The organism is Streptomyces sp. NBC_00289 (assembly GCF_041435115.1).
Taxonomy (GTDB): Bacteria; Actinomycetota; Actinomycetes; order Streptomycetales; family Streptomycetaceae; genus Streptomyces.
This window is the reverse complement of sequence record NZ_CP108046.1, coordinates 3,773,709-3,786,439: the sequence shown is the minus strand read 5'-3', so window position 1 is coordinate 3,786,439 and position 12,731 is coordinate 3,773,709. Positions and strand designations below refer to the sequence as shown.

General features: G+C 69.0%; 9 protein-coding genes and 1 riboswitch. Of the genes, 3 read left to right on the top strand and 6 right to left on the bottom strand.

Features of this window, described 5'->3' with window-relative positions:
• Positions 1-82: 82 nt before the first annotated feature.
• The 6 genes from OG985_RS17140 to OG985_RS17115 form a co-directional block, all read right to left on the bottom strand.
• Positions 83-2,155 carry a putative Ig domain-containing protein gene (locus tag OG985_RS17140; protein ID WP_371669208.1) on the bottom strand — a complete coding sequence of 691 codons (2,073 nt, stop codon included), beginning with the start codon at positions 2,153-2,155 and terminating at the stop codon, positions 83-85.
• 312 nt (positions 2,156-2,467) lie between these two features.
• Positions 2,468-3,484 (bottom strand): ribonucleotide-diphosphate reductase subunit beta, encoded by a 1,017-nt coding sequence (locus OG985_RS17135; protein ID WP_371669207.1) that lies wholly within the window; start codon positions 3,482-3,484, stop codon positions 2,468-2,470.
• Positions 3,484-5,859 carry a ribonucleoside-diphosphate reductase subunit alpha gene (locus tag OG985_RS17130; RefSeq protein WP_371669206.1) on the bottom strand — a complete coding sequence of 792 codons (2,376 nt, stop codon included), beginning with the start codon at positions 5,857-5,859 and terminating at the stop codon, positions 3,484-3,486. Before OG985_RS17130 ends, OG985_RS17135 begins: the two co-directional genes overlap by 1 nt.
• A 117-nt stretch (positions 5,860-5,976) precedes the next feature.
• Positions 5,977-6,141: riboswitch (cobalamin riboswitch) on the bottom strand.
• Between the two features lie 138 nt (positions 6,142-6,279).
• On the bottom strand, positions 6,280-7,908 hold the full coding sequence (gene mctP / locus OG985_RS17125; protein ID WP_371669205.1) for a monocarboxylate uptake permease MctP: 1,629 nt from the start codon (positions 7,906-7,908) through the stop codon (positions 6,280-6,282).
• Positions 7,905-8,168 carry a DUF3311 domain-containing protein gene (locus OG985_RS17120; protein ID WP_371669204.1) on the bottom strand — a complete coding sequence of 88 codons (264 nt, stop codon included), beginning with the start codon at positions 8,166-8,168 and terminating at the stop codon, positions 7,905-7,907. The genes mctP and OG985_RS17120 overlap by 4 nt, the downstream gene beginning before the upstream one ends.
• Before the next feature lie 156 nt (positions 8,169-8,324).
• Positions 8,325-9,089 carry a GntR family transcriptional regulator gene (locus OG985_RS17115; protein ID WP_371669203.1) on the bottom strand — a complete coding sequence of 255 codons (765 nt, stop codon included), beginning with the start codon at positions 9,087-9,089 and terminating at the stop codon, positions 8,325-8,327.
• A gap of 405 nt (positions 9,090-9,494) precedes the next feature.
• Here OG985_RS17115 and OG985_RS17110 point away from each other — a divergent pair, with 405 nt between their 5' ends.
• From OG985_RS17110 to OG985_RS17100, 3 genes are all read left to right on the top strand, one after another.
• A complete protein-coding gene (locus OG985_RS17110) occupies positions 9,495-10,778 on the top strand; it encodes an extracellular solute-binding protein (protein WP_371669202.1) in 1,284 nt (427 codons plus the stop codon).
• 73 nt (positions 10,779-10,851) lie between these two features.
• On the top strand, positions 10,852-11,835 hold the full coding sequence (locus OG985_RS17105) for a carbohydrate ABC transporter permease (protein ID WP_371669201.1): 984 nt from the start codon (positions 10,852-10,854) through the stop codon (positions 11,833-11,835).
• The gene (locus OG985_RS17100; RefSeq protein WP_371669200.1) at positions 11,832-12,731 is read left to right on the top strand and encodes a carbohydrate ABC transporter permease; all 900 of its coding nucleotides are present in this window, start codon (positions 11,832-11,834) and stop codon (positions 12,729-12,731) included. The genes OG985_RS17105 and OG985_RS17100 overlap by 4 nt, the downstream gene beginning before the upstream one ends.

Here is a 12,731-nt window from a genome sequence, read left to right as displayed (position 1 = left end):
CCATGGGACGTGCGCGGCGGGCGAGGGGATCCACCGGGGCCCCGCCCGCGTCGGCAGCCGAGGCCCAGGTGCGGGGCGGGGATCAGCTCGTCGTGACGGCGGTGTCGTCGATGACGAAGCTGGTCTGGAGGGAGGAGTCCTCGACTCCGCTGAACTTCAGCGTGACGCCGGAGCCGGCGAACGAGGGCAGGTCGATGGTCTTCTGGGTGTAACCGGTGGCCTTGTTGAGGTTGGAGTAGGTCGCCAGGGTGGTCGATCCGGCGGTGACGGTCAGCTTGTCGTAGGCCGTGGTCGTGCTGGTCTCGCCCGAGTCGACGTGCAGGTAGAAGGTCAGCGTCGCCTTGCACCCGCTGGGGACCGTCACCGACTGGGAGAGCGTGTCGGTGTGGGCCGAGCCGTAGCCGTCCAGCCAGGCGTAGGAGGAGCCGCCGTGCGCCGCCTCACCGGTGGCGTTGGTGATGACCCCGCTGCTGGAGCTCCAGGTGGTGCTGCCCGACTCGAAGCCCTGGTTGCCGAGCAGTTGCGCCGAGGTGCAGCTGCCGCCGCCCGAGGTGCTGACGGTCCAGGTGAAGGAGACCGAGCCGGAGGCGCCCGTGCCGTCGGTGGCGGTGACCGTGGTGCTGTAGGTGCCGGCCGTGGTCGCGGTGCCGGAGATCAGTCCGGTCGAGCCGCTGATCGACAGCCCCGTCGGCAGACCGCTCGCGCTGTACGTGAGGGTCGCGCCCGCGCTGTCCGAGGCGGAGATCTGCAGGCTGACCGAGCCGCCGGTGGCGGTGGACCGGCTGCCCGGGTTGGTGACGGTCACCGTGTTGCCGGTGCTGCCGCCCGACGCGAAGGCGGTGGTGCCGTTGGGGGTGCCCCAGCCGGTCGGGCCGTCGTAGCCGGTGACCGCGGTGCAGAAGTAGGAGGGGGAGCAGCTGCCGTTGCTGCCGCTGGTGACGTCGTTGAGGCTCGAGGTGTGGGAGTAGGGGTACTTCGCCGGGTAGTCGCCGCTGCCCGGGGTGCCGGCCAGCGCGTACACGCCCGCGATGATCGGCGCGGAGGCACTCGTACCGCCGTAGACCGCCCAGCCGGAGCCGCCGTAGGTGTCGTAGACGGCCACGCCGGTCGCGGGGTCGGCGACCGCCGAGACGTCCGCCTCCATGCGCTTGGAGCAGCCGGTGTCGGTCTGCCAGCTCGGCTTCGGGTCGTACGCGGAGCAGCCGGAGCCGGTGCCCTCGGTGCTGCTCGTCTTCCACACGGACTCGGTCCAGCCGCGGGAGTTGGAGGAGGTGGACAGCGCGGTGCCGCCGACGGCGGTCACGTACTGGGAGGTCGCCGGGTACTCGGCGCCGTAGGCGGAGTCACCGGAGGAGACGGTGATGGCGACGCCCGGATGCTTGAAGTACGAGGTGTCCTCGCCGGTCTGGGAGGAGGACTCGTCGCCGCCCCAGCTGTTGGACACGAACTTCGCGCCCAGCGACACCGCCTCGTTCTCGGCGGTGCCGAGGTCGGAGTCGTTCGCCGAACTGGCCTCGACCAGAATGATGTTGCAGTTGGGGCAGACCGCGCTGACCATGTCGATGTCCAGCGCCTCCTCACCCGCCCAGCCGGTGTCGTTCGAGGGCAGCGAGGTGGTCGAGCCGGTCTGGCCGACCTGCTTGAAGCAGCCGTTGGCCTTGGTGCACGCCGACAGCCCGAACTGGGAGCGGTAGGTGGCGAGGTCGGCCGCGGCGTTGGGATCGTTGTACGCGTCGACCACGGCGACCGTCAGACCGGAGCCGCCGGTCGAGGGGAGGTTGTACGCGCTGTGCAGGTTGGCGGGGCTGAGGCCGGACACCGCGGCGGCGGCGTCGGGGGAGACGGCCGCGGCCAGCTTCTGCCGGATGTCGGTTCGGCGCTGGGCGAAGCAGGAGGCGTGACCGGGGGCCGGGGCGCCGCACAGGTGGGTGGTCGGCACCTTCTGGCCGGCCTTGCCGGTCGTGTGGACGGCCTGGGCCGCGGGGGCGGTGAGGGCCTTGGCGTTCTGGGTGACGCGGGAGGTGTGGGCGGCGGCGGGCGCCGCGTGCGCCGGTGCCGCGACGAGCCCGGCGAGGCTGAGCGCGAGGGCGGGTACGGCGGCGGCCAGGAGTCTTCGCAGGCTCCGCCTGGACTTACCGGTGTGCGTCTGACGCATGGGGTACTGCCTCCGTCAAGGGAGTGGGGATCTCGACGCTGGTGGCAGGCCTGTGACGCGCGTAGCGGCGGCGGTGCGCGATGCCGTCATGGGCATGACACTTCTGGCGTCCTGTGGTGTCGCCGTGCCGTGCGGTTGCGGGTGACATGACAGAACGGGCAGAACGTAACCGGGGCCCGTGCGGCGCGGATAGCGGCGCCGGAAGAACTTTGCCGCCCCATAGGGGGTCCATGGACGGCCCATGGACGCTCCATGGGCCGTCCCAGGCCAGGCGGCTTTCGGACCGTCAGCAGCCTGGCGGCTTGCGGACCGTCAGAAGTCCTCGTCGAGGTCGACCGTGCCCTCCACCGCGACCTGGTACGCCGACGGGCGCCGCTCGAAGAAGTTCGTCAGCTCCTGGACTCCCTGCAACTCCATGAAGGAGAAGGGGTTTTCGGAGCCGTACACGGGCGCGAACCCGAGCCGCTGCAGGCGCTGGTCGGCGACGCACTCCAGGTACTGGCGCATCGACTCGGTGTTCATGCCGGGCAGCCCGTCACCGCACAGGTCGCGGCCGAACTGAAGCTCCGCCTCCACGGCCTCCCGGATCATGTCGGTGACCTGCTCGCGCAGTTGCTCGTCGAAGAGCTCCGGCTCCTCCTTGCGGACGGTGTCCACCACCTCGAAGGCGAAGGACATGTGCATCGTCTCGTCGCGGAACACCCAGTTGGTGCCGGTCGCCAGGCCGTGCAGCAGACCCCGGCTGCGGAACCAGTAGACGTACGCGAAGGCGCCGTAGAAGAAGAGGCCCTCGATGCAGGCGGCGAAGCAGATCAGGTTGAGCAGGAAGCGGCGGCGGTCGGCCTTCGTCTCCAGGCGGTCCAGCTTCTCGACCGAGTCCATCCACCGGAAGCAGAACTCCGCCTTCTCGCGGATGGAGGGGATGTTCTCCACCGCCGCGAACGCCGCCGTGCGGTCCTCCGGGTCGGGGAGGTAGGTGTCCAGGAGGGTCAGATAGAACTGGACGTGGACCGCTTCCTCGAAGAGCTGCCTGCTCAGATACAGGCGCGCCTCGGGGGAGTTGATGTGCTTGTAGAGGGTCAGCACCAGGTTGTTCGCCACGATCGAGTCGCCCGTCGCGAAGAACGCGACCAGCCGGCCGATCATGTGCTGTTCGCCCTGCGACAGCTTCGCGAGGTCCGACACGTCGGAGGCGAGGTCGACCTCCTCCACCGTCCACGTGTTCTTGATGGCGTCCCGGTAGCGCTCGTAGAAGTCCGGGTAGCGCATGGGGCGGAGGGTGAGTTCGAAGCCCGGGTCGAGCAGGTTCTTGGTGATGTCGGCGGTCATTACTGGCAGGCCTCGCAGGACTCGGGGTTCTCAAGGGAGCAGGCGACCGCGTCGGGGTCGGCGACCTGCTGGACGGGAAGGGTCTGCTCGGGCAGCGCCTGGGCCCGGGCGGCGCGGGCGATGCGGGTCGCCGGGCGCGAACGCAGGTAGTACGTCGTCTTCAGGCCCTGCTTCCAGGCGTACGCGTACATCGAGGAGAGCTTGCCGATCGTCGGCGTCTCCAGGAAGAGGTTCAGCGACTGCGCCTGGTCCAGGAACGGGGTACGGGCGGCGGCCATGTCGATCAGGCCGCGCTGCGGGAGTTCCCAGGCCGTGCGGTACAGGGCCCGGACCTCCTCCGGGATCCAGGCGAATCCGCTCACCGAGCCGTTCGCGTCGCGCAGCGCCTCACGGGTGCGCGCGTCCCAGACGCCCAGCTCCTTCAGGTCCCGCACCAGATACGAGTTGACCTGGAGGAACTCCCCGGACAGGGTCTCGCGCTTGAACAGGTTGGACACCTGCGGCTCGATGCACTCGTACACGCCCGCGATCGACGCGATGGTGGCGGTGGGGGCGATCGCGAGCAGCAGCGCGTTGCGCATGCCGACCGCCGCGACCCGCTCCCGCAGGGCGGCCCAGCGCTCCGGCCAGGTGAGCTCCACGTCGAAGTGGTCGGGGTGCAGTACACCCCGGGCGGTACGGGTCTTCTCCCAGGCCGGCAACGGGCCGTTGCGCTCGGCGAGATCGGTGGAGGTCTCGTACGCGGCGAGCATCACGCGCTCGGCGATGCGGGTCGAGAGCGCCTTCGCCGCCGGCGAGTCGAAGGGCAGCCGCAGCGCGAAGAAGACGTCCTGCAGGCCCATCACCCCGAGGCCCACCGGACGCCACCTGGCGTTGGAGCGGCCCGCCTGCTCGGTCGGGTAGAAGTTGATGTCGACGACCCGGTCGAGGAAGGTGACCGCGGTACGGACCGTCGCGTCCAGCCGCTCCCAGTCGATGTCGCCGTCCCGGACGAAGGCACCCAGGTTGACCGACCCCAGGTTGCAGACCGCCGTCTCCCCGTCGTCCGTGACCTCCAGGATCTCGGTGCACAGGTTGGAGGAGTGGACCACGTGACCCGGCTCGGCCGTCTGGTTGGCGGTGCGGTTGGCCGCGTCCTTGAAGGTCATCCAGCCGTTGCCGGTCTGCGCGAGGGTCCGCATCATCCGGCCGTACAGGTCGCGGGCGGGCAGGGTTCGGCGCGCGAGCCCCTCGGCCTCCGCCCGGCGGTACGCGGCGTCGAACTCCGCGCCCCACAGGTCGACGAGCTCCGGCACGTCGGCGGGGGAGAACAGCGACCACTCGGCGTCCGCCTCGACCCGGCGCATGAACTCGTCCGGGACCCAGTGCGCGAGGTTGAGATTGTGCGTACGGCGGGCGTCCTCACCGGTGTTGTCGCGCAGCTCCAGGAACTCCTCGATGTCGGAGTGCCAGGTCTCCAGGTAGACCGCGGCGGCGCCCTTGCGCCGGCCGCCCTGGTTCACGGCGGCCACCGAGGCGTCCAGCGTCTTGAGGAACGGGACGATGCCGTTGGAGTGCCCGTTCGTGCCCCGGATCAGCGAACCCCGCGCCCGGATGCGGGAGTAGGACAGGCCGATGCCGCCGGCGTGCTTGGAGAGGCGGGCGACCTGGTGGTAGCGGTCGTAGATGGAGTCCAGCTCGTCCAGCGGGGAGTCGAGGAGGTAGCAGGACGACATCTGGGGGTGCCGGGTACCGGAGTTGAAGAGGGTGGGCGAGGACGGGAGGTATTCGAGGCGGCTCATGAGTCCGTAGAGCGCGGCGACCTCCTCCAGTGAGCGCGCCGTGTCGTCCTCCGCGAGGCCGCTCGCCACCCGCAGCATGAAGTGCTGAGGCGTCTCGATCACCTGACGGGTGATCGGGTGCCGGAGCAGATAGCGGCTGTGCAGGGTGCGCAGGCCGAAGTAGCCGAAGCGGTCGTCGGCTTCGAGGTCGACCAGCGCGTCGAGCCGGTCGGCGTGCACGCGCACGAACTCGGCCGTGCGGTCGGCGACGAGCCCCTCGCGGTGTCCGACGGCGACGGAGTCGGTGAAGGTCGTCACGCCCTGCGAGGCGGCCTCGGCGGCGATGCTCAGCGTCAGCAGCCGCGCGGCCAGCCGCGAGTAGGCCGGGTCCTCGGAGATGAGGCCCGCCGCCGCCTCGGTGGCCAGCTCCCGCAGCTCCGTCGCGTCCGCCCGCGCGGACCGGCCGCGCAGCGCGGCGGCGGCGACCCGGCCGGGGTCGGCGTCGGGGAGGTCGGCGGTCAGCCCGGTCAGGATCCGCAGCAGCGCGGCTCCGGGACCGTCGTCGGCCACGGGGTTGGCTGCCGCTGAAGCCGGTTCGGCTGGCGCGATGGTCACGTGGGGCTCTCCCTCGCTCGGCACGGGGCCTTGCGGAGGGGGCGGTTCACGAGCGCACGCGGCGTCGCGTCCACCGGCCCATTCCACGAGGCCCGGACGTCCTGGCAGCCCGGCCGGATGGCCGGGCGCGCTGTCGGCAGGTCCTCGGACTGACGCTCGTACGCGGATATGCGCGCATGAGTACACCGTTGCGGGACAGTTCCGGATTCGCACCGGATTCCCCTGCGGCGACAGCGAGCATGAGCATACATCTTGTGCCGGGCCGCGGTTGCACCCCCAGATGTTGTGTCACGTCGGCTTCGGAGCGTGTCTGAGCGGCAACGCGGGGAGGGCGACGGCGGGGGCGGAGACGAGCTCGCGGAGACGCCGGCGGGCCGCCGGACGTGCTCCGGCGGCCCGCTGGCGGGTGCGTGCGTCGGGTCAGTGCGAGGTGCCCGCCGTGGCCGGCGGCAGCTCCACCTCCACGCCCGGATCGCCGGCGTCCGCCGTGTAGTCCACCGGGCTGGTCTCGTCGATGCCCTCGGGGGCCTTCGCGGCCTTCAGGACGAAGGTGAGGACCACCGTGACGACCAGGTTCAGCACGAACGCCGTCAGGCCGATGTAGCCGATCTCGCCGATGCCGGGGATCTCCTTCGCCGAGCCGCCGAAGTGCTTCTGGGTGGGGGAGGCGACGCCGTACGCGGCGAAGGTGCCGTAGACCATGCCGACCGCCCAGCCTGCCAGCAGTGCCCAGCGGTGGAACCAGCGGGTGAACAGGCCGCCGACCAGGGCCGGGAAGGTCTGCAGGATCCAGATTCCGCCCAGCAGCTGGAAGTTGATCGCCACCGTCTTGTCCATGGTCAGGACGAAGACCAGCGCGCCCACCTTCACCAGGAGGGAGACCAGCTTGGAGACCTTGGTCTCCTGGGCCGGCGTCGCGTCGGGCTTGATGAAGTCCTTGTAGATGTTGCGGGTGAAGAGGTTCGCGGCCGCGATCGACATGATCGCCGCCGGGACGAGCGCGCCGATGCCGATCGCCGCGAAGGCGACACCCGCGAACCAGTCCGGGAACATGTCCTCGAACAGCTGCGGAATCGCCAACTGCCCGTTGGTGACCTTCACCCCGGCCGCGATCGCCATGAAGCCGAGCAGCGCCAGCAGGCCGAGCATCAGCGAGTACAGCGGCAGGATCGTGGTGTTGCGACGGATCACCTCACGGCTGCGTGAGGACAGCGTCGCCGTGATCGAGTGCGGGTACATGAAGAGCGCGAGGGCGGAGCCCAACGCCAGGGTGGCGTACGTCCACTGCCCCGCCTCGGCCGGGACGAGCGCCCCGCGCGGCTTGCCCGTCGCCGGGTTCGTCTGGCTGAAGGCATCGGCCGCCTTGGCGAAGATGTCGTCGAAGCCGCCCAGCTTGATCGGAATGTAGATGATCGCCACCGCGATGACGATGTAGATCAGCGTGTCCTTCACGAACGCGATCAGCGCGGGCGCGCGCAGCCCCGACGAGTAGGTGTACGCCGCCAGCACACCGAACGCGATCAGCAGGGGCAGGTCCTTCACGAACCAGTTGGTGTTCTCGCCGCCGCCCACCCCCATCACGTCCAGCACGGCCTGGATGCCGACCAGTTGGAGCGCGATGTACGGCATCGTCGCGAGGATGCCGGTGACGGCGACCGCCAGCGACAGGCCCTTGGAGCCGAACCGGCCGCGCACGAAGTCCGAGGTGGTGACGTATCCGTGCTTGTGCGAGACCGACCACAGACGCGGCAGGAAGGTGAAGATCAGCGGGTACACCAGGATCGTGTACGGCACCGCGAAGAAGCCGGCCGCGCCGGCCGCGTAGATCGCCGCGGGCACGGCGACGAAGGTGTACGCCGTGTACAGGTCGCCGCCGAGCAGGAACCAGGTGACCCAGGTGCCGAACGACCGGCCGCCCAGGCCCCATTCGTCGAGGCTGTGCTCGTTCTCGGCCTTGCGCCAGCGTGCGGCGAGGAAGCCCATGGCCGTGACGGCCACGAAGAAGAAGATGAAGACGGCGAGCGCGACGCCGTTGACTCCGTCGTTCACGTCGACGCACCCCCGGTCCGTGCGGCGCGGGCGCGCTGGTCACGGCGCCACAACGCGTACGCGGTCATCGTCAGGACCGTGGAGATGAGCACCCACAGCATCTGGTACCAGTAGAAGAACGGGATCCCGATGAACGCCGGGTCCGTCTTCGCGTAGGAGCCGATCCACAGCATCGCGACGAACGGCGCTATGAGACAGAGCGCGATGACCACGCGGACCGGTGTCACCACCGGTGGTTGCACTTCGGGCACATCTGACATGTCGCGGCTCCGTCCCCTCGCTGATCACCTGGGCAATGCGCAGGCAATGTAGGCGACGGTGTCAGGACAGCGGAAGACCCCGTCCGAATATCGACTCCACATCCTCACTCGGCCGCACCGAACCGGGGACCTGCCCTGGTCGGAGGGCGGCGGAGCCTAGTCCTGCGGCCGCTTGAGCCTGGCCACGAACTTGTAGCGGTCCCCCCGGTACACCGACCGCACCCACTCCACCGGCTGTCCCTTCCGGTCCAGCGAGTGCCGGGACAGCATCAGCATCGGCAGACCCACGTCGGTGCCGAGCAGGCCGGCCTCGCGCGGGGTGGCCAGCGAGGTCTCGATGGTCTCCTCGGCCTCGGCGAGATGGACGTCGTAGACCTCGGCGAGCGCCGTGTAGAGGGAGGTGTACTTGACGAGACTGCGGCGCAGCGCCGGGAAGCGCTTCGCGGCCAGATGCGTCGTCTCGATGGCCATCGGCTCGCCGTTGGCCATGCGCAGCCGCTCGATGCGCAGCACCCGGCCGCCGGCCGTGATGTCGAGCAGACCGGCGAGCCGGTCGTCGGCGGTGATGTAGCCGATGTCCAGGAGCTGGGAGGTGGGTTCGAGGCCCTGGGCGCGCATGTCCTCCGTGTACGAGGTGAGTTGGAGCGCCTGGGAGACCTTCGGCTTGGCGACGAAGGTGCCCTTGCCCTGGATGCGCTCGAGCCGGCCCTCGACGACGAGTTCCTGCAACGCCTGGCGCACCGTCGTGCGCGAGGTGTCGAACTCGGCGGCCAGTGTGCGCTCGGGCGGTACCGGCGTGCCCGGCGACTGCGTCTCCGTCATGTCGAGCAGATGCTTCTTGAGACGGTAGTACTTGGGCACGCGCGCGGTACGGACGGTGGCCCCACCCTCGTTCTCCGCACTGCTGACGTCGGTGCTCATGCTCCGCCTTCCCGGCTTCGGATGCCGAAACGACCGACACCCGTCGGCCACGGCTCACATCGTGGCACGGCTCCGGGCGGGTTGGCCCCACACGCTCCGTGATCCCCTCTGTATACCGTCGGCGCCGGTGTTGGTCTAGTCCACCGCGCCGTTCCTCACGCTGTGGTACAGCGGCACTGGTCCGTCCGATCTGTCGCTTGCGCAATGAAAGGTCCCTGCATATCTCGGTCGCATCACGGACGCCCGGAGCCCGCCTGAACACCCTTGACACGCCTATTGGTCTGGGCCAAGCTCCCCCTACTGGTCTACACCATTGGTCCAGTCCCGGCCCCGCTGGGCGGTATCCACGACAACGGTCACCGCAGGGAGCGTGGGGGGTTTGAGGGCATCCCTGAGGAGGGTGGCGTGAAGCGCAAGCTGATAGTCGCGATCGGTATCGCGGGCATGATGGTCTCCATCGCGGCGTGCGGGGACGACAACAGCGGGGGTTCGGACAAGAGCGGCGCTGACGCCAAGGAGCTGACCGTCTGGCTCACCGTCGACGCTCAGAACAACTGGCCGGAACTGGTGAAGGCCGCCGACGCCGCCGTGCAGAAGAAGCACCCCGGCGTCAAGATCAACCACGAGTACTACGGCTGGCCGGACAAGAACACCAAGCTCGACGCGGTGCTCGCCACCGATAAGGCCCCCGACGTGGTCGAGATGGGCAACACCGAGATGCTCGGCTACATGGTCAAGGGCGCCTTCGCCCCCCTCGACGCGGCCAAGTTCGACAACTCCTCCGCCTGGCTGGACGGCCTCAAGGCCTCGGTGACCTACGACGGCAAGACCTACGGCGTCCCCTACTACGCCGGTGGCCGCGTCGCCAACTGGCGCAAGGACCTGTTCGCCTCGGTCGGCGTCAAGTCCACCCCGAAGACGTACGCCGAGCTGACCTCCGCCCTGAACAAGGTGCAGAAGAAGGAGGGCGACAAGTTCAGCGCCTGGTACCAGCCCACCCGCGACTGGTACGCGGCCATGTCCTTCGTCTACGACGCCGGCGGCTCGATCGCCGCCGAGTCGGGCGGCCAGTGGAAGGGCACCCTGTCCTCGCCGGAGTCCGTCAAGGGCCTCACCGCGTTCAAGAACGTCGTCGACAAGTACATGCACGGCGACAAGACCAAGGACGAGTCGGACCGGTACATCGTCTACGGCCAGGGCAAGTCCGGCATGATCTTCGGCGCGGCCTGGGAGGGCGCGACCTCCGAGGACCCGAAGAACGACAAGACCGGCAAGCTCAAGGGCAACCTCGAGAACTTCGTGATGCCCGGCCCGTCCGGCAAGAACCTCCCCGTCTTCCTCGGCGGCAGCGACCTCGCCGTACCGGTGAAGTCGAAGGCGCAGGCCCTCGCCGCCGAGTGGATCAACGCGTTCACCGGTCCGGCCGGCCAGAAGGGCCTGATCGGCAAGGGCAACCTGCCCAACAACAAGACCGACCTCGCGACCCTCAAGAACGACCCCGCGACCGCGGTCCCGGCCACCGCGGCCGAGTCCAACTGGTTCGTCCCGATGGCGCCGGGCTGGGGCCAGGTCGAGAAGGCCCAGGTCCTGCAGACCATGCTGCAGCAGATCGGTACCGGCAAGAAGTCGGTGGAGGCGGCCGCGAAGGACGCGGACGCCGCGATCGACAAGGTCATCAACACCAAGTGACCTGAGGCGGGGCCCCGTTGTCGGCGGGGCCCTGCTTTCCGTACGACCTGAGGGACCGCTGAGGAGCGCGCGGATGAGTGCCGCAGACACGACCACTGCCAAAGTGCCGCCCACGCGGCAGTCGCCACCACCACCGGCCGTCGCGAAGAAGCCACCCGGCAAGCGGAGTTCGGGCGCCGGCACGCCATGGCTGCTGCTCGCCCCCTGTCTTCTGATCCTGGTGCTCGTCCTCGGCTATCCGCTGGTCCGCCTGGTCACCCTCTCCTTCCAAAAGTTCGGGCAGTCCCAGCTGTGGGGCTTCCAGCCGGCCGAGTCGGTCGGGTTCGACAACTTCACCAAGGTGCTGAGCGACGACGAGTTCTGGCAGGTCGTGGTCCGCACGATCGTCTTCGCGGCCGGTTCGGTGATCTTCACGATGGTCATCGGCATGGCGGTGGCACTGCTGCTGCAACGCGTCTCCGGCTGGGTGAAGACACTCGTCAACATCGCGCTGGTGGCCAGCTGGGGCATGCCCATCATCGTCGCCACCACGGTCTTCAAGTGGTTGTTCGACGCCGACTACGGCATCCTCAACGCGCTGGCCAGCAAGCTGCCCGGCGTCGACCTGATCGGCCACAACTGGTTCGCCAGCGGACCGCAGGGCCTGGCCGTGATCATGCTCCTGGTGGTGTGGGGCGCGGTGCCGTTCGTCGTCATCACCCTCAGCGCGGGCCTCACCCAGGTGCCCGCCGAACTGGAGGAGGCGGCCCGGCTGGACGGCGCCGGAGCCTGGGGCGTGTTCCGGCACGTCACCCTCCCCATCCTCAAGCCGATCATCGTGATGCTGACGACCCTCTCGGTCATCTGGGACATGGGCGTCTTCCCGCAGGTCTTCGTGATGCGCAACGAGCATCCCGAGGCCGAGTTCCAGCTCCTCACCACGTACTCGTACGACCGTGCCTTCGTGGTCAACGACTACGCGCAGGGCTCCGCGATCGCCCTCCTCACCGTGCTGTTGCTGCTCGGAGTGGTCGCCGTCTACATGCGCCAGATGCTGCAGATCGGAGACGTCGAATGACCGCCGTGAACGCCGTCGCCACCACGGGAACCGGCTCGGGAACCACCTCGGGAACCGGCGCGGGGAGCACCTCGCGGCCCCGCAGGTCCAAGGCCGGCTGGAACCTCCTCGGTCTCCTCGTCTTCCTCGCCGCGGGCTTCCCCGTCTACTGGATGGTCAACACGGCCATCAAACCGGCGAAGGACGCCATCGACCCGGACCCGAGCCTGCTGCCGACCGGATTCACCCTCTCCAACTTCAGCCGGGCGCTGGACATCGCCGACTTCTGGGGCCCGGTCGGCCGCAGCCTGATCGTGTCCCTGTCGGTCGTGGCCATCGGCATCGTCGTCGGCATGCTGGCCGCGCTCGCCATCTCGCGCTTCGCCTTCCGCGGCCGCAAGGTCGTGATCGTCGGCATCCTGGCGGTCCAGATGGTCCCGCTGGTCGCCATGATCATCCCGGTCTTCCTGCTCCTCAACGACCTGGAGCAGTACGACAAGCTCACCGGCCTGATCCTCACCTATCTGACCTTCATCCTCCCCTTCACGGTGTGGACGCTGCGCGGCTTCATCGTCAACATCCCGAAGGAACTGGAGGAGGCGGCCATGGTCGACGGCTGCTCCCGCACCGGCGCCTTCATCCGGGTCGTGTTCCCGCTGCTGGCCCCCGGCATGGTCGCCACCTCGGTCTACGGCTTCATCCAGGCCTGGAACGAGTACCTGTACGCCCTCATGCTGCTCAGCCAGAAGAACCAGACCGCGACCGTCTGGCTCGGCAACTTCACCACCAAGCACGGCACCGAGTACGCCCCGATGATGGCCGGCTCCACGATGATGGCCGTGCCGATCGTCGTCCTGTTCCTCCTCGTCCAGCGCAAGATGGCCGCGGGCCTGACCGCGGGCGCCGTGAAGGGATAA

Excerpts from the sequence above, each read along its gene's own strand:
- OG985_RS17140 (WP_371669208.1), bottom strand. The coding sequence starts at position 2,155 with ATGCGTCAGACGCACACCGGTAAGTCCAGGCGGAGCCTGCGAAGACTC.
- OG985_RS17135 (WP_371669207.1), bottom strand. The coding sequence starts at position 3,484 with ATGACCGCCGACATCACCAAGAACCTGCTCGACCCGGGCTTCGAACTC.
- OG985_RS17120 (WP_371669204.1), bottom strand. The coding sequence starts at position 8,168 with ATGTCAGATGTGCCCGAAGTGCAACCACCGGTGGTGACACCGGTCCGC.
- OG985_RS17115 (WP_371669203.1), bottom strand. The coding sequence starts at position 9,089 with ATGAGCACCGACGTCAGCAGTGCGGAGAACGAGGGTGGGGCCACCGTC.
- OG985_RS17105 (WP_371669201.1), top strand. The coding sequence starts at position 10,852 with ATGAGTGCCGCAGACACGACCACTGCCAAAGTGCCGCCCACGCGGCAG.
- OG985_RS17100 (WP_371669200.1), top strand. The coding sequence starts at position 11,832 with ATGACCGCCGTGAACGCCGTCGCCACCACGGGAACCGGCTCGGGAACC.